The sequence below is a fragment of the Pantoea sp. X-Soil-OKNW-556 genome (genome assembly GCF_059730695.1).
Map to the genome: position 1 here is coordinate 1,545,892 of NZ_AP035990.1, position 19,948 is coordinate 1,565,839.

16 protein-coding genes and 1 pseudogene are annotated in these 19,948 nt (G+C 53.3%); 11 read left to right on the forward strand and 6 right to left on the reverse strand.

What is annotated here, in order from left to right; translation table 11 throughout:
- Nucleotides 1–7: 7 nt before the first annotated feature.
- Genes ssuD through ssuE form a run of 3 tightly spaced genes read right to left on the reverse strand, consistent with a single transcriptional unit; the run spans nucleotide 8 to nucleotide 2,679 of the window.
- Nucleotides 8–1,153: an FMNH2-dependent alkanesulfonate monooxygenase gene (gene ssuD / locus AC6I8T_RS07030; protein WP_208725136.1), complete on the reverse strand. Its 1,146-nt coding sequence runs from the start codon at nucleotides 1,151–1,153 to the stop codon at nucleotides 8–10.
- Nucleotides 1,154–1,163: 10 nt separating this feature from the next.
- A complete protein-coding gene (locus tag AC6I8T_RS07035; RefSeq protein WP_208725137.1) occupies nucleotides 1,164–2,117 on the reverse strand; it encodes a sulfonate ABC transporter substrate-binding protein in 954 nt (317 codons plus the stop codon).
- A 10-nt stretch (nucleotides 2,118–2,127) separates the two neighbouring features.
- The gene (gene ssuE / locus AC6I8T_RS07040; protein ID WP_021182629.1) at nucleotides 2,128–2,679 is read right to left on the reverse strand and encodes an NADPH-dependent FMN reductase; all 552 of its coding nucleotides are present in this window, start codon (nucleotides 2,677–2,679) and stop codon (nucleotides 2,128–2,130) included.
- A 747-nt stretch (nucleotides 2,680–3,426) separates the two neighbouring features.
- On the opposite strand from ssuE, the gene AC6I8T_RS07045 reads away from it, so the two are divergent.
- The 4 genes from AC6I8T_RS07045 (at nucleotide 3,427) to AC6I8T_RS07060 (ending at nucleotide 7,634) form a co-directional block, all read left to right on the forward strand.
- Nucleotides 3,427–4,434: a glycosyltransferase family 2 protein gene (locus AC6I8T_RS07045; RefSeq protein ID WP_497833633.1), complete on the forward strand. Its 1,008-nt coding sequence runs from the start codon at nucleotides 3,427–3,429 to the stop codon at nucleotides 4,432–4,434.
- Between the two features lie 58 nt (nucleotides 4,435–4,492).
- Nucleotides 4,493–5,797 (forward strand): flippase, encoded by a 1,305-nt coding sequence (locus AC6I8T_RS07050; RefSeq protein ID WP_021182631.1) that lies wholly within the window; start codon nucleotides 4,493–4,495, stop codon nucleotides 5,795–5,797.
- A gap of 131 nt (nucleotides 5,798–5,928) precedes the next feature.
- Entirely contained in the window at nucleotides 5,929–6,939 is a 1,011-nt protein-coding gene (pyrD, locus tag AC6I8T_RS07055) for a quinone-dependent dihydroorotate dehydrogenase (protein ID WP_208725140.1), read from the forward strand.
- A gap of 152 nt (nucleotides 6,940–7,091) precedes the next feature.
- The gene (locus AC6I8T_RS07060) at nucleotides 7,092–7,634 is read left to right on the forward strand and encodes a cell division protein ZapC (protein ID WP_021182633.1); all 543 of its coding nucleotides are present in this window, start codon (nucleotides 7,092–7,094) and stop codon (nucleotides 7,632–7,634) included.
- A gap of 4 nt (nucleotides 7,635–7,638) precedes the next feature.
- On the opposite strand, the gene AC6I8T_RS07065 is transcribed toward AC6I8T_RS07060, so the two are convergent.
- The gene (locus AC6I8T_RS07065) at nucleotides 7,639–8,748 is read right to left on the reverse strand and encodes a YcbX family protein (protein ID WP_497833634.1); all 1,110 of its coding nucleotides are present in this window, start codon (nucleotides 8,746–8,748) and stop codon (nucleotides 7,639–7,641) included.
- Nucleotides 8,749–8,857: 109 nt separating this feature from the next.
- Between AC6I8T_RS07065 and rlmKL the strand changes: the two genes are divergently transcribed.
- The 6 genes from rlmKL to rmf all read left to right on the forward strand — a co-directional run bounded on the left by rlmKL (nucleotide 8,858) and on the right by rmf (nucleotide 16,812).
- Nucleotides 8,858–10,969, forward strand: coding sequence for a bifunctional 23S rRNA (guanine(2069)-N(7))-methyltransferase RlmK/23S rRNA (guanine(2445)-N(2))-methyltransferase RlmL (rlmKL, locus tag AC6I8T_RS07070; RefSeq protein ID WP_208725142.1), 2,112 nt, complete (start codon nucleotides 8,858–8,860; stop codon nucleotides 10,967–10,969).
- Nucleotides 10,970–10,974: 5 nt separating this feature from the next.
- Nucleotides 10,975–12,888, forward strand: a complete 1,914-nt coding sequence (locus AC6I8T_RS07075; protein WP_208725143.1) for an ABC transporter ATP-binding protein — start codon at nucleotides 10,975–10,977, stop codon at nucleotides 12,886–12,888.
- 17 nt (nucleotides 12,889–12,905) lie between these two features.
- On the forward strand, nucleotides 12,906–14,189 hold the full coding sequence (pqiA, locus tag AC6I8T_RS07080) for a membrane integrity-associated transporter subunit PqiA (protein WP_497833635.1): 1,284 nt from the start codon (nucleotides 12,906–12,908) through the stop codon (nucleotides 14,187–14,189).
- Nucleotides 14,161–15,804 carry an intermembrane transport protein PqiB gene (gene pqiB, locus AC6I8T_RS07085; RefSeq protein WP_021182638.1) on the forward strand — a complete coding sequence of 548 codons (1,644 nt, stop codon included), beginning with the start codon at nucleotides 14,161–14,163 and terminating at the stop codon, nucleotides 15,802–15,804. Before pqiA ends, pqiB begins: the two co-directional genes overlap by 29 nt.
- Nucleotides 15,801–16,367 carry a membrane integrity-associated transporter subunit PqiC gene (pqiC, locus tag AC6I8T_RS07090; RefSeq protein ID WP_021182639.1) on the forward strand — a complete coding sequence of 189 codons (567 nt, stop codon included), beginning with the start codon at nucleotides 15,801–15,803 and terminating at the stop codon, nucleotides 16,365–16,367. The genes pqiB and pqiC overlap by 4 nt, the downstream gene beginning before the upstream one ends.
- Nucleotides 16,368–16,644: 277 nt before the next feature.
- Complete coding sequence (rmf, locus tag AC6I8T_RS07095) at nucleotides 16,645–16,812, forward strand: ribosome modulation factor (RefSeq protein WP_013508548.1); 168 nt, start codon at nucleotides 16,645–16,647, stop codon at nucleotides 16,810–16,812.
- Between the two features lie 108 nt (nucleotides 16,813–16,920).
- Here rmf and fabA read toward each other — a convergent pair whose 3' ends face one another.
- Together fabA and AC6I8T_RS07105 are read right to left on the reverse strand one after the other, a co-directional pair.
- Nucleotides 16,921–17,439, reverse strand: a complete 519-nt coding sequence (fabA, locus tag AC6I8T_RS07100) for a bifunctional 3-hydroxydecanoyl-ACP dehydratase/trans-2-decenoyl-ACP isomerase (RefSeq protein WP_021182640.1) — start codon at nucleotides 17,437–17,439, stop codon at nucleotides 16,921–16,923.
- 66 nt (nucleotides 17,440–17,505) lie between these two features.
- Nucleotides 17,506–19,364 (reverse strand): annotated as a pseudogene (locus AC6I8T_RS07105) (AAA family ATPase).
- A gap of 53 nt (nucleotides 19,365–19,417) precedes the next feature.
- Between AC6I8T_RS07105 and matP the strand changes: the two are divergent.
- Entirely contained in the window at nucleotides 19,418–19,885 is a 468-nt protein-coding gene (matP, locus tag AC6I8T_RS07110; RefSeq protein WP_208725147.1) for a macrodomain Ter protein MatP, read from the forward strand.
- Nucleotides 19,886–19,948: the final 63 nt, after the last annotated feature.

The following is a 19,948-nucleotide window of genomic DNA, read 5'->3' on the forward strand; positions in this document are numbered from 1 at the left end:
TGCCTCCTCAACTCTGCGACACTTTTTGCGGCGCGAAGTCATGGGCGACAGCCTCACCACGCGCTTTAATCGTCGACGGCTGCGGGATCTGCGGCACGGCCAGGTCAAGATGCGGGAACAGCAACTCGCCGACGCGATACGCCTCTTCCAGATGGGGATAGCCGGAAAGAATAAAGGTTTCGATACCGAGGTCGGTGTATTCCTGCATACGTGCGGCGATGGTCGGTCCATCGCCGACTAAGGCTGTACCAGCACCACCGCGCACCAGACCGACACCGGCCCACAAATTAGGGCTGATCTCCAGTTTGTCACGGCGTCCACCGTGCAACGCGGCCATGCGCTGCTGACCGACGGAATCGGTGCGGGCTAACGCAGCCTGCGCTTTGGCGATGGTGGCATCATCCAGATGGGCGATCAGCCGGTCTGCGGCACGCCACGCCTCTTCATTGGTTTCACGTACAATCACATGTAAACGGATGCCAAAACGTACCTTGCGCCCCTGAGCTTCTGCTTTCGCGCGGACCTGGGCGATCTTCTCCTTAACCTGGGCGGGCGGTTCACCCCAGGTGAGATAAACATCGACCTGCTCGGCCGCCAAATCCTGAGCTGCATCAGACGATCCACCGAACCACAACGGGGGACGGGGCTGCTGCACCGGTTTAAACATCAGCCGCGCACCGCGCACCTTGACGTGTTTGCCTTCATAATCAACGGCTTCCCCTTCCAGCACGCGCCGCCAGATACGGGTGAATTCAGCCGATTCAGCATAGCGTTCGCGGTGATCGAGGAACACGCCATCCCCCGCCAGTTCTTCCGGGTCACCCCCGGTTACCAGGTTAAACAGCGCCCGGCCATTCGACAGGCGATCGAGCGTGGCGGCCTGGCGCGCGGCCTGCGTTGGGGAAATCACGCCGGGGCGTAGCGCGACCAGAAAACGCAGACGTTGCGTCACCGGAATCAGCGATGCTGCCACCAGCCAGGCATCTTCACAGGAGCGACCGGTTGGGATCAGCACGCCACCAAAACCGAGGCGATCGGCGGCCTGCGCCACTTGTTGCAGGTAGGCATGGTCTACCGGGCGCGCACCTTGATCGGTGCCAAGATAGTGGCCATCACCGTGGGTCGGGAGAAACCAGAATACGGATACGCTCATTATTCACTCCTTAAGGCTGAGCCGACAGTGGTTGCCAGATGCGATCGGCGATCGTCACTTTTACCGGCATCAAATGGTTGGCATAGAACAGGTCGGCCGTTTGCTGTTGGGCCTGCGCGGTATGGGCGCTGACCGGCGTAATGGTAGTGGGTGGTCGATGGTCGAGATAGCTTGCTATCACCGGCTTGGGCAGCCCCATCGCCTGCGCCAACAGGTCGATGCTCTGGTCACGCTGACTACGCGTTAACGCATCGGCCTCACTGAAGGTTTGCAACACCTGCTGCACAAAGTTGCCATTGGCGGCGGTGAATTTACGGGTGGCGAGATAGAAGGAACCGGTTTGATTCAGTTTGCTGCCATCGGCCAACACCCGCACATTGCCCTGTAACAAGGCGGCGGAGTAGTAGGGATCCCAGATCGCCCAGGCATCCACATCACCCTGCTGAAAAGCGGCGCGAGCATCGGCAGGCGTCAGGTAAGTGGGTTGAATATCTTTAAAGCTCAGACCGGCCTGCGCCAGTGCGCGTAATAACAGGTTGTGGGAACTGGAGCCTTTCTGAAATGCCACTTTGTGGCCTTTCAACTCGGCCACGCTGTGAATCGGGCTATCTTTGGGAACCAGAATCACTTCTGCCTTTGGTTTAGGAGGTTCCGAGCCGACATACAGCAAATCCGCCCCCGCAGCCTGGGCAAAAATGGGCGGGATATCGCCGGTGCTGCCGAGGTCGATACTGCCGACATTCAACGCTTCCAGCATCTGTGGTCCGGCGGGGAACTCAATCCACTGAATCTGCGTATGCGGGAAACGTTGCTCCAGCAGCCGATGCGATTTAGCCAGCACCATGCTGACGGACCCTTTTTGATAGCCAATACGAAACTGCGCGGGTGCGTCAGCGGCACAGGTACTCAGGCTCAGCAGCGCGGTAAAGGTTGCGAGCAGCAGACCGGATAGCATCCTTTTCATACATCTTCCTTTATACAGCTTTAGCAAAGGGTTGGTGGCGGCGATGCAGCGCATGCCAGAAGGTATCCAGTGCTTCATCAATGCGCGCGGCCAGCAACTGATCCAGTTCCGGCTGGCGGTCATAGTGTTGAATCTGGCTGTCATCAGCGAACACACCGTGCAGGACTTCCTGCGCTTTCAGCGCATTGAGTACCGGTTTCAGGGCGTAATCCACTGCCAGCATATGTGCCACGCTGCCGCCGCTTGCCAGTGGCAGCACAACTTTATGTTCCAGGGCGCGCTCCGGTAACAGGTCCAGCAGCGTTTTCAGGGCGCCAGAAAATGAAGCTTTATAAATGGGGGTGGCGACAATCACACCATCTGCCTGCGCCAGATCCTCTTTCAGGGCCTGCAAGGCCGGGGAATCAAAACGCGCATACAACAAATCTTCCGGTTGGAAGTTGTGAATATTCCAGGGAATGACTTCTACGCCGCGAGCTTCCAGCGCCTGCTGGCACAGGCTTAGTAACGCCGTGGAACGGGACGGAAATCGTGGGCTGCCTGCCAGCGTAATAACCCGCATAGTCACTCCTTATAACTGAAAGTTATTGATTATCTGATATTGAGAACTGATGTGGTAATCCTGACAGAGCGGGGGGCAGGGCTTAAATGATTTATCCGGCAATGATAAGCCGGAATCTGCAAATAAACGGTGGGCATCAATATCAGGTGGTGGGGAATCGATACGACAATTCCGAAAACTGCTGAGTCACAAAATTGAAATGATTCACTCTCTTTAAGCAATGACATGCCGTTGAGTCGATTTATTAGTGTGCAAAAGGATAACAAATGTATCGCTACCCATTATAAGTGATGTCAGCACCATACCAGATTACCACGCCGCTATATTTCCGGAGACACGGCAACTTCTCGTAAAAACAACGATGATGCGGTTAACCGCGAGGGCATCAGTTATGTCTGGTTGTATCTCCCGGTATCAATTTAATCAACTCTGTCAAAATCGATACCAATAACAAACAAGGCGATTTTAAATAATTTTTTGTTCTAAATTACAAATGGAAAAATGTCATCCAGGTGAGAAAAATAAACCACAACTCAACGGTGCAAAAATAATAAATAAATACATCATGGCTGATAAACATTATTTCTGATTAGCCCTGGGTCTGGTTGAGAAACGGAACTGTCAAAACCTGCGGCCACTGATTAAGCTAGCGCTAAATGATTCTTGTGATAATGCATTCTGTGCGTTGTGGCGTACAGGGATGTGGTTGCTATTTTTCTTTTTACAAAGTTCAAAAAGAGAGTGCTTATGTCAGAGAAACAACTGTCCGTTATCATTCCTACTTATAACGTAGAGAAATATATTGTTGAATGTGTGGATTCTCTGTTAGCGCAAATATCCACGCCCAATGAAATCATTATTGTGAATGACGGTTCAACCGATGGTACCCTGGCACTCCTCAATCAACATTATGCCAGTCAACCTCAGATCCAGATTGTTACCGTCCCTAACGGTGGCGCCGGACTGGCGCGCGACAAAGGGATTGAGCTGGCACAAGGGGAGTTTCTGTTCTTCTGCGACCCGGATGACCGTGTGGCACTGGGCCTGGTGCAGGAGTTGCAACAGGTGGCGCAGAGGCATCCCGATGTGGAGCTGTTCTGCTTCAGCTCGACCACCTTTGACCACGAACAGCCGCAGCGTTGTGCCTCTAAAGTGAAGCATGACCTGGCTGGCCTGCAACCGGCGCAGCAGGTCCTTTCCTCTTTATTACGTAATGGTACCTATACCTCGGCGGCCTGGAACTACATCCTGAAACGCACGGTTGTCGATAATCATCAGCTACGCTTTGAACAACGGGTGCATGAAGATCACTGTTTCAGTCTTGGCGCTTTCCTGAAAAGCCGTCAGGCATGGGTGAGCGAGAAAAGCTATTATCAACAACGCGTACGCGTGGGTTCATTAACCAACGGCAGCAAAAATAGCGATTATTTTCTGCAACGTTACCATGCCTTTATGCAGGCGTATCACGATTTAATGACCACGCTGGAAAAAAATACCTGGCGCGATCGGCTACAAAAAGAATATTTGTTACATTCCTTCCGCTTGATGATTTATCTCTCGTTATATAACCGTACTCCGGTGCCGCATTACGTGATTAATGCTATCCGTTTTCTCGGCCGGGAAATCAAAGTTACCGGGTTTAAAGAGTGGCTTTTATTGAATCAACCCGAGCTGTTTATTCGTCTTCAGAATTACAAAGTGGTAAAGGAGATGAAGAAAATCAGCCTTATTCCGAAAAGTGTTCCGGTGGTTTGATTGCACCAGAAATAAGTGCGAAAGTCATTGCAGGTCTGAGCATTAAGGTTGTTGCGTCATGGCGAAAACACTCGATAAGAGTTTAGTGATTAATATTTTATCTTTACTGGCCTATCGGGGAGCGTCCTTTCTCTTCCCATTAGTCACCTTGCCCTATCTGGCGCGTATTTTGGGCGTCAACCAAATGGGGGTACTGGCGCTGGCGATTGCCTGCGTGATGTATTGCAGCACCATTTCAGACTGGGGTTTTAACGTTTATACCACCAAGGATATTGCTCACCATCGTGAAGATAAAACGCGGGTGACGCAAATCTTCTGGTCAACCTTCAACGCCAAATTACTGTTAATGCTGTCCACCAGTGGCGTGCTGCTGCTGACGACCTGGCTCAATCCAGGCTGGCATTATCTGTTCTGGGTAGTGTTGGCGAATTGCACCACGCTGCTCGGTTCACTGTTCTCCTTTGGTTGGTTGATGCAGGGGTTCGAAAAACTGGGCAAAACAGCGGTGATCGCCACCTTTGGTAACTTCTGCGCCATCCCACTGACCTTCCTGTTGGTGAAAACCCCGGATGATACCTGGCTGGCAGCGTTGATCCCGGGTGTGGTGTCAATGATCAGCGCATTGATTACCCTTCGATTTGTATTGATGATGAAGGTGATTGGTCGCTATCGTTTCGAACCCAGCGAAATCAAGCAACGCCTGAAAGATAGCGTGCACGTTTTTATTGCTATCGCGGGTGCCAACCTGTTTAACAGCGTCAACGTGGTGATCCTGGCGGCATTCACCTCGCATTATGCGATTGGTATCTATAACGGGGCTGATCGTCTGCGTAAGGCGGCAAATTCGGTGCCGGAGCAGATTGGCAATGCATTTTTCCCCCGGGTCAGTTATCTGTTTGCCCGCGATAAAGCGGCGGCGATTGCGGCGACGCGCAAAAGTTTGCTGATCTCGTTCCTGCTCAGCCTCGGTATTGTGATCTTTACCTGGTTCTTCGCCGATGACGTGGTGCGCATTCTACTGGGTCAGGAGTTTGTGGCCTCGGCTGACGTGCTGCGCGTGTTTGTGCTGTGTTTCCTGTTTGGCAACATTGCTTATCCGGCGGGGTTGCAAGTGTTGATCCCCCACGGTCTGGCCCGTCAGCGTATGCTGGTGATGTTGGGACCGGGAATTATTAATATCCCGGTTTGTGCGTTTCTTGCCTGGAAATATGGGGCGATTGGCGCAGCCTGGTCGATGGTGATTGCTGAATTCCTCGTCTGCGTGGGGATTTTTTGGGTGATGGCGCGGCACGGTATTTTGCGCGAATACCTGCATAATTCACCGTCTACCCGCACAGCGATTAAAGATACCGCAAGTGAATGATGATGCAGGTCAATCTGACCTGCGTTTCCTCGCGCTGCAATTTACTTTTGTGCCAGAGGCCTTTACCATTCTGGCGCACATTTTCCCGTGCACCCCGACTTTCACGAAGCTTCCGCCATTCAGGAGAGTGCATGTTATATCCTATCATCCGGCCGGCGCTGTTTAAGCTCGATCCAGAGCGTGCGCACGAACTTACCTTTCAACAATTGCGTTTTATCAGCGGCACCCCGCTGGAAGGGTTTATCCGCCAGTCGTTACCTGCGCGTCCGGTGAACTGCATGGGGCTGACCTTTCCTAATGCTTTGGGGCTGGCAGCCGGTCTTGATAAAAATGCCGAATGTATTGATGCCTTTGGTGCTATGGGCTTTGGCTTTGTCGAAGTGGGCACCGTGACACCCCGCGCGCAACCCGGTAATGACAAACCGCGTATGTTCCGCCTGGTGGAAGCGGAAGGCATAATTAACCGCATGGGATTTAATAATCTGGGTGTCGATCACCTGGTTGAGAACGTTAAAAAGGCGCGTTTTAAAGGAATCCTTGGTATCAATATTGGTAAAAATAAAGATACGCCAGTTGAACAAGGTAAAGACGATTATCTGATCTGCATGGAAAAGGTGTATGCCCATGCCGGTTATATTGCCATCAATATTTCGTCACCTAACACGCCAGGATTACGCACACTGCAATATGGTGAAGCGCTGGATGATCTGCTGTCAGCGATCAAATTAAAGCAAAAAGAGTTGCAGGAACGGCACCTTAAATATGTTCCCGTCGCGGTGAAGATCGCGCCGGATCTTTCTGAAGAGGAATTGATCCAGGTGGCGGACAGTTTAGTGCGTCATGAAATTGATGGCGTGATTGCCACCAATACCACGCTGGACCGCTCACTGGTGGCCGGGCTGAAATACAGTGAAGAAGCCGGTGGTTTAAGTGGCCGTCCGGTACAAACGCGCAGCACCGAAATCATTCGCCGCCTGTCACAGGAACTGCAAGGCCGTCTGCCTATTATTGGTGTGGGTGGTATTGATTCGCTGGTGGCCGCGCGTGAAAAAATCGCCGCCGGTGCCACGCTGGTCCAGATATACTCCGGATTCATTTATAAAGGACCTGGTTTAATTAAAGATATCGTGACCCACCTCTAAGACATTTCCCACATTCCCGCGCCAGGGGGTTTATTTATCCCTCTGGCTCGTTTATATTTTGTTCTGCTGGTGCATTTTTCAGCTTTTCCTTAGCGTTATTTTTCTTTGCTGTGAACCGCAATTTTGCGCAGCGATAAACCACAGGGCACATCATGAAAATCAAACCCGATGACAACTGGCGTTGGTATTTTGACGCGGAGCATGACCGGATGATGCTTGATCTGGCTGATGGCATGTTATTTCGCTCGCGCTTCTCACGCAAAATGCTGACGCCAGATGCCTTTAATGAAAGCGGTTTTTGCGTGGATGATGCCGCGCTTTATTTTACCTTTGAAGAACGTTGTCGTCTGAGCGGATTAAAAGGCGATCAACGTGCCGAGCTGGTATTAAATGCGCTGGTTGCTAGCCGTTTTCTAAAACCGCTGATGCCAAAAAGTTGGCACTTTACCAGCCATGCTCACAGCTGGCAGCCTGCTGCGGGTGATATGGTGGCGGTGACATTGGCCGATAGCGGTGAGCAGGCACAATTGCTGGTGGTGGAGAGTGGTGAGAATGCGGCGCTGTGTTTGCTGGCACAACATGCGCTAACCGTGGCGGGTAAAGGTATGGTGTTGGGTGATGCGATTAAAGTGATGAACGATCGCCTGCAACCTTGTCAGCAGGAATCATCCGCCCCGTTTGCCAGGGCGGTATAACGCGTTACGCCAGTTCAATATCGCCAGCGGGAATACAACTACAACTCAGAATGGTGCCATCCTGACGTACGGCACTTTTCTTCAATGCTTTCACTTCCCCCGATACCAGCGTCATTTTGCAGCTGCCGCATATCCCGGCACGGCAGGAGTAGGGGATACGAAAGCCCTGCATCTCCAGCTGCTCCAGTAAGACTTGCTGATTGTCGCCGGTGAAGGCATTGCCCTGATAACCAATGGTGACAGGGCTGGTCGGGCTGGCGGTGGTTGCCAGTGTCTCCACGACCTGACCAGCACCATAGGCGCGAGCCGGTTGCTTCTCCACAATGGTGACGGGATCGCCCACCCGGATCACACCGCTGTTCAGCGCAATTAAATTCAGACCGAAATCGATGTCGCCACTGCCATCCTGCGCGCTGCGGAAACGTTGCAGGGTTGCCAGTGGTTCACCCTGCGGATGTTTCTGGCCACTTTCTGTTCCCACCGTGGTGAAGACACAGCGACTACAGGGCTTCGGCATCTCAAAGGTGATATCGCCAATTTTCAGGGTCTTCCAGCTATCTTCTTCCCATGCCTGCGCGCCGCTGATCACCAGGTTAGGGCGGAACTGTTCCACGCGCACGCTGGCGGGGCAGCGTTGTTGCAGATCCTGCAATGATGCCATGTTTACCAGCAGATAAGGAAAACCATCGGCGAAGCTGAGTGGCACCTGGTCAAAGCGTTTAACGCGCCGGGTCGGTTGGGAACCGGTCCAGCGTAGCTGCACCGGGCGTGGAAAAAAGCCGCTCAGCCATTGGTTGATCGCATCCGGGGCAACATGAGAAGTAAAGTGATTACCCCATACTTCGGTGGGCGCATCATCGGCGGCAAAATCGGTGAAGCGAATCAGCGCCTGGCTGCCATCGGGTGCCTGTAAAAACAGGCCGTCCGGCAACAGCGCCGGGGTGAAGCGCACCATCTCCGGGTACTGGCGAGCTGTGATAAAGGTGCCATCGGTTTCGGTGACCATAAAGATGCGATCAAATCCCAGGCCGCTATCCAGCACCTGGGCATGCGACAACTGAAGACCGCGCATCGATTTAACCGGATGGATATATAGACGGGACAACGTAATCATCACCACTCCCTGAAAGCCGTCATGCAGGACAAAAAGAAGCTAACTTTAGGACATAGGACGCTGATTCGCTATAATGCGCAACAATTTTATCAAGGGTATAAGTGACGATATGAATTCTCTGTTTGCCAGTACGGCGCGTGGGCTCGAAGAGCTGTTGAAAACTGAGCTGGACGCGCTGGGTGCGCAGGATTTGCAGGTGGTGCAGGGCGGGGTGCATTTTGAGGCCGATGACCGCGTGATGTACCAAAGCCTGCTGTGGAGCCGTCTGGCTTCGCGTATTTTACTGCCGCTGGGAGAATTCGGCGTCTGGAGCGATCTCGATCTGTATGTCGGCGCCCAGAGTATTCCGTGGTGTGACATCTTCGACAGCAACACCAGCTTCGCCATCCACTTCAGTGGCACCAACGAGGTGATCCGCAACAGCCAGTTTGGTGCGCTGCGTATCAAAGACGCCATTGTTGACAGCTTTACGCGACAGAATCTGCCGCGCCCGAATGTGGATCGTGAACAGCCGGGCATTCGTATCAATGCCTGGCTGAATAAGGATCGCGTCAGCATCGCGCTGGATCTGAGCGGTGATGCGCTACATCAGCGTGGTTATCGCCAGCAAACCGGCCAGGCGCCATTGAAAGAGAATCTGGCGGCGGCGATCGTGATGCGTTCTGGTTGGCAAAAGGATACGCCACTGATCGATCCAATGTGTGGTTCCGGCACCCTGTTGATTGAAGCAGCGTTGATTGCCTGCGATCGCGCGCCTGGCCTGTTGCGTTCGCGCTGGGGCTTTACTGACTGGAAAAAACATAATCAACCGCTGTGGCAGGAGTTGCGTAGCGAAGCACAACAGCGCGCACGCACGGGTACGGCAGCGACCAGTGCGCGTTTCTTTGGTTATGACAATGATGGTCGTGTGCTGGAGTGGGCGCGCGCCAACGCGCGTCGTGCCGGTGTGGCCGAGCTCTTCACCTTTGCGCAACAGGATGTCCTGAAGCTGAGCAATCCGTTACCGCCGGAGGTGACCGGTACGGTGCTGAGTAACCCACCGTATGGTGAGCGTCTGGAGAGCGAACCGGCGCTGATTGCGTTGCACAGCCAGTTAGGCCGCATCATGAAGCAGAAGTTTGGTGGCTGGAACCTGTCGTTGTTCAGTGCCTCACCCGAGCTGCTGAGCTGCCTGTCGCTGCGTGCCGACCGTCAATTTAAAGCGAAAAACGGCCCGCTCGAGTGCGTGCAGAAAAATTATCAGCTGGCGGCCAGCAGTGGTGAAGGTACCGCGCAGATCGCGGAAGATTACGCTAACCGCCTGCGCAAGAACCTGAAAAAACTGGAGAAGTGGGCGCGCCAGTCGCACATCGATTGTTATCGTCTTTACGATGCCGATCTGCCGGAATATAACGTGGCGGTGGATCGCTATGCCGATTGGGTGGTGATTCAGGAATACGCAGCGCCGAAAACCGTGGATGCCAACAAGGCGCGTCAACGCCTGTTCGACGTGATCAGCGCCACGCTTAGCGTGCTGGAGATCCCGGCGAACCGTCTGGTGCTGAAAACCCGTGAGCGTCAGAAAGGCAAAAACCAGTATCAGAAGCTGGCGGAGAAGGGCAACTTCTTTGAAGTGCAGGAATTTGATGCCCGTTTCCTGGTTAACCTCACCGATTATCTCGATACCGGCCTGTTCCTCGATCACCGCATCGCGCGTCAGATGCTGGGTAAAATGAGCCAGGGCAAAGATTTCCTGAACCTGTTCTCGTACACCGGCAGCGCCAGTGTCCATGCTGGTCTGGGTGGGGCGAAATCCACCACCACGGTGGATATGTCGCGTACCTATCTGGAATGGGCTGAGCGCAACTTGCGCCTCAACGGGCTGACGGGCCGCCAGCATCGCCTGATGCAGGCCGATTGTCTGAGCTGGTTGCGTGACAGCAACGAACAGTTTGACTTGATCTTCATCGACCCGCCGACCTTCTCCAACTCGAAGCGTATGGAAGACGATTTTGACGTGCAGCGCGATCACCTGATGCTGATGCAAAACCTGAAGCGTCTGCTGCGTCGTGGCGGTACCATTATGTTTTCCAACAATAAACGCGGCTTCAAAATGGATCTTGATGGTTTGCAGCGTCTGGGCTTGCAGGCGCAGGAAATCACCCAGAAGACCCAGTCGCAGGATTTTGCCCGTAATCACATTCACAACTGCTGGCTGGTCAGCCACGCCGGTAAGGAATAAGTTTTATGTCATTGATCAGTATCCACGGCGCTTATCTCTCCTTCAGCGATGCGCCGTTGCTGGATAACACCGAGCTGCACATTGAAGAGGGTGAGCGCGTCTGTCTGGTGGGGCGCAACGGGGCCGGTAAATCTACGCTGATGAAAATCATCAACGGTGAACAGCCGCTCGATGATGGTCGCATCATTTATGAAACCGACCTGGTGGTGGCACGTCTGCAACAGGATCCGCCGCGCAACATCACTGGCTCGGTGTATGACTTCGTCGCCGAAGGGGTGGAAGAACAGGCGGAACACCTGAAGGCGTACCACGCTATCTCCCATGTGGTGATGGAGGATCCCAGCGAGAAAAACCTCAATGAGATGGCGCGTTTGCAGGGCATCCTGGATCACCACAACCTGTGGCAGCTGGAAAGCCGCATCAATGATGTGCTGGAAAAAATCGGTTTACAGGCGGATACCGAACTGTCGTCATTGTCCGGTGGCTGGTTACGTAAAGCGGCGCTGGGACGTGCGCTGGTCAGCAATCCACGCGTGCTGATGCTGGATGAGCCCACCAACCACCTCGATATCGAAACCATCGACTGGCTGGAAACCTTCCTGAAAACCTTCACTGGCAGCATCGTGTTTATTTCGCACGACCGTTCGTTTATCCGCAATATGGCGACGCGCATTGTCGATTTGGATCGCGGCAAGCTGGTCTCCTGGCCGGGTGACTACGACCAGTATCTGCTGGGTAAAGAAGAAGCGCTGCGCGTGGAAGAGATGCAAAACGCCGAATTTGACCGCAAGCTGGCGCAGGAAGAGGTGTGGATCCGTCAGGGCATCAAGGCGCGTCGTACCCGTAACGAAGGTCGTGTTCGTGCCCTGAAAGCGTTGCGCCGTGAACGTTCTGAGCGTCGTGAAGTGATGGGCAAAGCCAATATGCAGGTGGGTGAAGCCTCACGCTCCGGCAAGATTGTGTTTGAGCTGGAGAATGTCAACTACGCTGTAGATGGCAAGGTGCTGGTGCAGGATTTCTCATCACAGGTGCAGCGTGGTGACAAAATTGCGCTGATTGGCCCCAACGGCTGTGGCAAAACCACGCTGTTGCGTCTGATGTTGCAACAACTGAAGGCGGATAGTGGTCGCGTGCACTCCGGAACGAAGCTGGAAGTGGCGTACTTTGACCAGCATCGTGCAGAACTTGATCCTGATCGCACCGTGATGGATAACCTGGCGGAAGGCAAGCAGGAAGTAATGGTGAACGGTAAGCCGCGCCATGTACTGGGTTATTTGCAGGACTTTTTGTTCCATCCGAAACGCGCCATGACGCCGGTGCGTGCGCTTTCCGGCGGTGAACGTAATCGTCTGCTGCTGGCACGTTTGTTCCTCAAACCCAGTAACCTGATGATTCTCGATGAACCGACCAACGACCTCGATGTGGAAACGCTGGAGCTGCTGGAAGAGTTGATTGATGGCTATCAGGGTACCGTGTTGCTGGTGAGCCACGATCGTCAGTTTGTCGATAACACCGTCACTGAATGCTGGATTTTCGAAGGTAACGGCGAGATTGGGACCTTTGTCGGCGGTTATCATGATGCGCAGCAGCAGCGTGCCGCGTATAAGCAGCTGAAGACCGCGCCGGTGGCGAAATCTTCCGTCACGGCAAAACCTGCGGAAAAAAGTGATGCCAGTAAACGTAACGCAACCAAGTTAAGTTACAACCTGACGCGTGAGCTGGAGCAGCTGCCGCAAAAACTGGAGCAGCTCGAAACGCGTATTGGCGAGTTGCAGGCGCAAATGAGTCATCCGGATTTCTTCAGTCAGCCGCACGATAAAACGCAGCCGGTGCTTGATGCGCTGGCGCAGACCGAGCAGGAACTGGAAACAGCGTTTGAACGCTGGGAAGAGCTGGAAGCACTGAAAAACGGCGCTTAATACAGAAGGAAACCGGTATGTGTGCAGCGGATAATCCGCAATCGTGGGTGCTATGCCCACAATGCGATTTAACGGTTAAATTGCCTGCTGTGCCGATCGGCAGCCGGGCGCGTTGCCCGCGCTGCCATACCACGTTGACAGCAAACTGGCACGAGCCGCAAAAGCGGCCGACCGGCTATGCATTTGCCGCGCTGTTTATGCTGGTGCTGGCGAATCTGTTCCCTTTCGTCAACATGCATGTCGCCGGTTTGAGTAGTGAAATCTCGCTGCCGGAAATCCCCAATGTGATGGTGCGTGAGGATTACAGCAGCCTCGCCACCCTGTTCCTGCTATTTGTGCAGGGCATTCCCGCATTCTGTATGGTGACCATTATCCTGTTGGTCAACCGCATCAGAATGCCTCACCACCTGCGGCTGGTGCTGGCACGCATTTTGTTCCAGTTGCGTAACTGGGGCATGGCGGAAATCTTCATGGCCGGGGTGTTGGTCAGCTTTGTCAAACTGATGGCTTACGGTGAACTGGGTCTGGGGATCAGTTTCTGGGCCTGGTGCCTGTTTTGCGTGTTGCAACTGCGCGCGTTTCAGGTGGTGGATCGCCGCTGGGTGTGGCAGCAGATCGCACCCTTGCCAGCGCTGCCACACGCACCGAAAGCAGGCATCAGTGGTTTACAACATGGGATGAAACGTTGTTCGTGCTGCACCGCCATTTTGCCTGTTGCGCAGAATCACTGTAGCCGCTGTGGTGTGGTGGTGCATGCGCGCCGACCGCACAGCCTGCAATGGACGCTGGCGTTGCTGGTGACTTCACTGCTGCTTTACCTCCCTTCGAATATTATGCCGATCATGGTGACGGAGACGTTAGGCACGCAATATCCCTCTAACATTATGGCAGGGGTGATTTTGCTATGGAGTGATGGCTCCTGGCCGGTGGCGCTGGTGATTTTTATCGCCAGCATCATGGTGCCGTCGTTGAAAATGTTGGCGATTGGTTGGTTATGCTGGGATGCCAGTGGACGCGGCCAGCATGACAGCGAAAAGATGCATCTGGTTTATGAGGTGGTGGAGTTTGTTGGCCGTTGGTCAATGATTGATGTGTTTGTGATTGCTGTCCTTTCCGCATTGGTCCGGATGGGGCGGCTGATGAGTGTTTACCCGGCGCCAGGCGCGCTACTGTTTGCGCTGGTGGTGATTCTCACCATGTTTGCAGAGTTGGCTTTTGATCCGCGCCTGACCTGGGATCGTGTACGGAAAACCGAACGTAAGGAGCCGCGTCTTGACGGACAATCATCAGGGCATTGCTAACGTCGACCAGATTAAACGCTGGTCGCCGGTCTGGATTGTACCCATCGTTACGCTGTTGATCGGCGGATGGATTCTTTTTTATCACTTCAGCCATCAGGGGCCGCAAGTCACGCTGATCACCGAAAATGCCGAAGGTATTGAAGCAGGTAAAACCACGATTAAAAGCCGTAGTGTGGATGTCGGCGTGGTGGAAAGTGCGGTGCTGACTGACGATTTGCATCATGTAGAAATCACCGCGCGCCTGAATTCTGGGATGGAAAAACTGCTTCATAGCGATAGCGTGTTTTGGGTGGTCAAACCGCAGATTGGCCGTGAAGGAATTACCGGCCTCGGTACCTTGCTGTCTGGTGCTTACATCGAATTGCAGCCGGGCACCAAGGGCGACAAGCCGACGAGTTACCAACTGCTGGACGCGCCGCCGCTGGCACCGCCCGATGCCAAAGGTATTCGCGTCACGCTTGATAGTAACAAAGCGGGGCAATTGAATCCGGGGGATCCGGTGTTGTTCCGTGGCTACCGGGTGGGATCGGTAGAAACCAGCAGTTTTGATACCGACAAACGTATGATGACGTATCAGCTGTTTATCTCAGCGCCTTATGACCGACTGGTGACCACCAATGTGCGTTTCTGGAAGGACAGCGGCATCGCCGTGGATATGTCTTCCTCAGGTATGCGTGTCGAGATGGGATCATTGACCACGCTGTTCAGTGGCGGTGTGAGCTTTGATGTGCCAACTGGCTGGGAGCTGGGCGAAGTGGCGCAGAACAAGGCGGAATACCATCTGTTTGACGATCAGCGCAGTATCCAGGATTCGTTGTATACCAAGCATATCGATTTCCTGATGTTCTTCTCTGACTCCATTCGAGGTCTACAGGCGGGAGCACCGGTGGAGTTTCGCGGTATCCGGCTTGGCACGGTGGCGAAGGCACCGTACATGATCCCGGGCCTGGATCAGGCGCTGGACAATGATTATCGTGTGCCGGTATTGATTCGTATTGAGCCTGATCGCTTCATTACCCGTCTGGGCGGAGATTTTAACCTTGAGCAACATCTGCAAGATGGTAAAAAGCGCGGCCTGCGTGCCACGTTGAAAACAGGGAATCTGCTTTCCGGCGCACTCTACGTTGATCTGGACTTCTATGACAACGTGGCGGCGTATAAAGGGCCGAATAAAGTTGCCGGTTTCGAAGTGATTCCGACGGTCAGCGGCGGCCTCAGTCAGATTCAACAAAAACTGATGGCGGCATTGGATAAGATTAACAATCTACCGTTGAATCCGATGATCAATGAGGCAACCGGTACGCTGAAAGAGAGTCAGAAAACGTTGCAGCAGTTGCAAAAAACGCTGAATAACCTGAATCAGATCACTGCCAGCCCGGCGATGAAGACGTTACCGGCTGATATGCAGCAGACATTGCGTGAGCTGAACCGCAGCATGAAAGGGTTGCAACCGGGATCGCCTGCTTATAACAAGCTGGTGGGCGGTATGCAGCAACTCGATAAGACGCTGCGTGAATTGCAGCCGGTGTTGAAGACACTGAACAGCAAAAGCAACGCGCTGGTGTTTGAAGCCAAGCCGGGTGAGGACCCACAGCCAAAGAGGGCGAAACAGTGAAAAAAGGGTTGATGATTGGGGCGATGCTGCTGCTGGCGGGTTGCAGCAGCACCGTTGAAACGACGTACTATCAACTCCCGACAGGTGCCGCTATGGCACCTGTTAGCAGCGATGCCAGCAGTAAGCAGCCGATGCTTTGGGTTCAGCAGGTCAGCGTGCCGGATTATCTGGCAGGCAATGGTTTGGTGTACCAGACCAGCGACGTGAAATACGTCATTGCCGCTAATAATCTTTGGGCCAGTCCGCTTGACCAGCAATTGCAGCAAACGCTGGTGAATAATCTGAGCCGTGCGTTGCCGGGCCGCCTGGTATCAGGCTCGCCGTTGGCTGAGACGCACGATACCCTGACCGTCAATGTGACCGGTTTTCAGGGGCGCTTTGACGGTAAAGCCATTGTGAGCGGGGAGTGGGTGCTGCAACATGAAGGGCGTCTTATCAAACATGGCTTTAATCTGACGCTGCCACAGACTGAAGACGGTTACGATGCCCTGGTGCGTACCCTGGCGCTTGGTTGGCAACAAGTCGCTCAGCAGATAGCGAATAATGCGATCGCGTTAAATTAAGAATTGTTCGAAGCTTATCTAAGTCCTTGATTTGTCATTAACGAGTGGCGAAAATATCAGGGGCTTTTTTATTGTCTAATCAGCCAGATAAGAGATTTTTCCGAAAATTTACCTCATTCTGTGATGTCGGTTTCAGGTCATATTTATGACATTGGCGTGAAATTTGCGCATTGATCTTTTCGGCGCATGGCGTTAGAACGTTAGAGTGGTTGAACATTTTTCCGCCACTCTATCTTTCCACCAGATTCCACCAGACCTGAAATGAGGGAAACGAGGTATGAAGAGACAGAAACGAGACCGCCTGGAACGAGCACATTCACGAGGCTATCAGGCCGGTATTACGGGACGCTCAAAAGAGATTTGCCCGTATCAAATGATCGACGCACGGTCTCACTGGTTGGGAGGTTGGCGACAAGCCATGGAGGACAGGTCGGCGGTGGCTTAGCACTGCCGGATGTCTATCAATAAGGAACAAACCTCCGCGTAATGCGGAGGTTGTCATTTATACCCGTCATAACCTGAGATACCTCGAGTCATTTCGGGTATAGGGAGATTAGAAAGCGGTGGTGTCTTTGAACAGACCCACTTTCAGGTCAGTTGCCGAGTAAATCAGATTACCGTCGACAAATACCTCGCCATCAGCAACGCCCATCACCAGTTTGCGGTTGATGACACGTTTGAAGTGAATTTTATACGTCACTTTCTTCGCTGTTGGCAGCACCTGACCGGTGAATTTCACTTCGCCCACGCCCAACGCGCGGCCTTTGCCTTCGGCACCCAACCAACCCAGATAGAAGCCAACCAACTGCCACATGGCATCCAGGCCCAGACAACCCGGCATAACGGGGTCGCCGATGAAGTGGCAATCAAAGAACCACAGGTCAGGACGGATATCCAGCTCGGCTTCGACAAAGCCTTTGTCGTATTTGCCGCCGTCTTCGGTCATTTTGACCACGCGGTCCATCATCAACATATTGCCTGATGGAAGCGGCGGTCCGTTTTCGCCAAACAGTTCTCCGCGACCTGAGGCAACCAGGTCTTCTTTGCTATAGGATTCGCGTTTATCTACCATGTTCTCAATAAGCCTTATTTAGTGAAGCCCGAATATTAGCGAACAGTTGTACGCCGGGCAATGCTATCAGCTGTGGTTGAACCAGTTAAGCCAACGTAAGGGCCACGGACGCTGACGCGTCTCCTGCTGATTCAGCTGCGCGATACGTTCCTGGATAGTGCTCAGCAGGGAGTCCCCGCTTTCACTTTGCCACACCACACCGGTTAGCAGTGGTAATGCCTCATCGACGCTCTCAATCGCCCAGATATGGAACTGGCCCTGCTGGACCGCTTCAATCACCGCAGCGTTGAGACTCAGATGGCGGACATTACTGGCGGGCAAAATGACGCCCTGCTGGCCGGTAAGACCACGTTCGTGACAAATACTGAAGAAGCCCTCAATTTTTTCATTGAGGCCACCCACTGGCTGTACATTGCCAAACTGATCGACCGAACCAGTGACAGCGATTTGCTGATTGAGCGGTTGATTAGCCAGTGCACTGATCAGCGCGCAAAGCTCGGCCAGTGATGCGCTGTCACCATCGACTTCAGAATAGGATTGTTCAAACACCAGTGAAGCAGAGAAGGGGAGCTGCTGCTCCAGCTCCAGCTCGGCAATCAGGTAAGCCTGCATAATCATCATGCCTTTCGCATGGATATTGCCGCCCAGTTCCGCTTTGCGTTCGACGTCAGTGAACTCGCCATCACCCGGATGCACTACGCAAGTAATACGCGACGGTTCGCCCCAGGGACGCGGATGGCCAGGAAACTCAATCACAGACAGGCCATTGATCTGCCCAACCACTTCCCCTTCCGTTTCGATCATGATCTGGTTTAGCAGAATTTCATCACGCATGCGATCGGCGAGGAAACTTTCGCGCCACTGACGCGCTTCCAGTGCATCCTTTAGGGCTTCGGCATTGAGCTCGTCGCCGTGCAGCGCGGCTTCCTGCATCTGGCGGCGCAACCAGCGTGGGCAGAGCGGTAAGGTGTCCTGATCGCCAGTGTTACGTACCGCCTCATTGATCAGTACAGGCCAGAAATCTGCTTCAGGATCCGGTAAACCGGCCAGACCGGCCTGGGTGAGTGTCCACTGACACCAGGCGGTCATATCGTCTTCATCGACCAACTGCAAGCTTTCTTCAAACTCACTGTAAAGCGCCATTTCGTGCGCTTCGGCATCCAAAGCCTGAAAATCAGCCAATGCATCACGTTCGCCACACAGGATCAGGCGTAGCTGAAACGGTAACGCTGGAATCGTGACCGGTAATGGCTGACGTTCATCTGATGAATACCATTCAAAACGGCCCTGCTCGATACATTTTTTCAGTCGTAACCACATCAGCGGCTGAGCCAGCAATGTATTGACGCTGAGGATCAGGGTGCCGCCATTGGCGCGATGAATTAAGCCTGGCTCGAGCTGGACCCGATCTTTGTATTGACGGACGCAGCCGAACAGTTGTTCAAATTCGATCCAGTCTGCATAGTGCACGCCACCCTGGCTGGTGAAAGGGCGGTTTTCTGCCGCTGGCAACAGGCTGACATTGTCACCCATCACCAGATAATCACCACCAAACAGGGCGGTTTCATCAGGCTGAAAGCGCTGTGCAGCCGAGGCAATCCAGGCGAGGTAGTCGTTATTTTCCTGACTGCGTAACAGCAGCAGTGGAAAACCCTGTTGTTGATGATGTAAATGCGCCAGGGCATTCAGCAGACGCGGCTGGACCGCGGCTAGACTATCGCTATCTTCCAGTGAAACATTGGAGAAAATGGATTGGTAGCGGGTGCTATCCGGCTGCAGGGCTTGCCACGTAAGTTGAGAGCTGGTCAAAATATTCCATTCGTCGAATTCGGGAAAAGCGCGATTATACAGGAATCAACCAGGTTAAGCACTGCGGAGTTCCGGCCCGAATTGTGATGACCGCAACATGTTTTTCCTTGCTGCATCCAGGAAAAAAGCTGTTATTCTTAGTTTGTTACGTGATCACGATGAGATTCCGATGAAATACCAGCAGCTCGAAAATCTTGAAAGTGGATGGAAGTGGAAATACCTGGTGAAAAAGCATCGGGAAGGTGAGCTGATCACCCGTCATCTGGAGCTGAGTGCTGCTCAGGCCGCGGTAGACCTGCTGTTGGCGATGGAAAATAGCCCTGTCGAAGTCAACGCATGGATTGACCAGCATATTCATCCGGATTTGGAAAATCGTCTTAAGCAGACGATCCGTGCTCGTCGTAAGCGCCACTTTAATGCGGAGCATCAGCATACCAGGAAGAAATCAATCGATTTGGAATATCTGGTGTGGCAACGGCTGGCAGGACTGGCGCAGCGTCGCAGCAGCACGCTTTCTGAAACGATTGTGCAGTTGATTGAAGATGCGGAACGCAAAGAGAAGTATGCCAGCCAGATGTCGACACTGAAGCAGGACTTGCAGGCTATTCTGGGTAAAGGTGATGCAGGTAGCGAGTAATCTATTGGTTGCCATCTGCCAGGTATAAAAAAACCCCGCCGAAGCGGGGTTTTTATTACGCGA

Coding starts and splice junctions, on each gene's coding strand:
- AC6I8T_RS07035 (WP_208725137.1), bottom strand. CDS start 2,117: ATGAAAAGGATGCTATCCGGTCTGCTGCTCGCAACCTTTACCGCGCTG.
- ssuD (WP_208725136.1), bottom strand. CDS start 1,153: ATGAGCGTATCCGTATTCTGGTTTCTCCCGACCCACGGTGATGGCCAC.
- rmf (WP_013508548.1), top strand. CDS start 16,645: ATGAAGAGACAGAAACGAGACCGCCTGGAACGAGCACATTCACGAGGC.
- pyrD (WP_208725140.1), top strand. CDS start 5,929: ATGTTATATCCTATCATCCGGCCGGCGCTGTTTAAGCTCGATCCAGAG.
- ssuE (WP_021182629.1), bottom strand. CDS start 2,679: ATGCGGGTTATTACGCTGGCAGGCAGCCCACGATTTCCGTCCCGTTCC.
- AC6I8T_RS07060 (WP_021182633.1), top strand. CDS start 7,092: ATGAAAATCAAACCCGATGACAACTGGCGTTGGTATTTTGACGCGGAG.
- fabA (WP_021182640.1), bottom strand. CDS start 17,439: ATGGTAGATAAACGCGAATCCTATAGCAAAGAAGACCTGGTTGCCTCA.
- rlmKL (WP_208725142.1), top strand. CDS start 8,858: ATGAATTCTCTGTTTGCCAGTACGGCGCGTGGGCTCGAAGAGCTGTTG.
- matP (WP_208725147.1), top strand. CDS start 19,418: ATGAAATACCAGCAGCTCGAAAATCTTGAAAGTGGATGGAAGTGGAAA.
- AC6I8T_RS07050 (WP_021182631.1), top strand. CDS start 4,493: ATGGCGAAAACACTCGATAAGAGTTTAGTGATTAATATTTTATCTTTA.
- AC6I8T_RS07045 (WP_497833633.1), top strand. CDS start 3,427: ATGTCAGAGAAACAACTGTCCGTTATCATTCCTACTTATAACGTAGAG.
- pqiA (WP_497833635.1), top strand. CDS start 12,906: ATGTGTGCAGCGGATAATCCGCAATCGTGGGTGCTATGCCCACAATGC.
- AC6I8T_RS07065 (WP_497833634.1), bottom strand. CDS start 8,748: ATGATTACGTTGTCCCGTCTATATATCCATCCGGTTAAATCGATGCGC.
- AC6I8T_RS07075 (WP_208725143.1), top strand. CDS start 10,975: ATGTCATTGATCAGTATCCACGGCGCTTATCTCTCCTTCAGCGATGCG.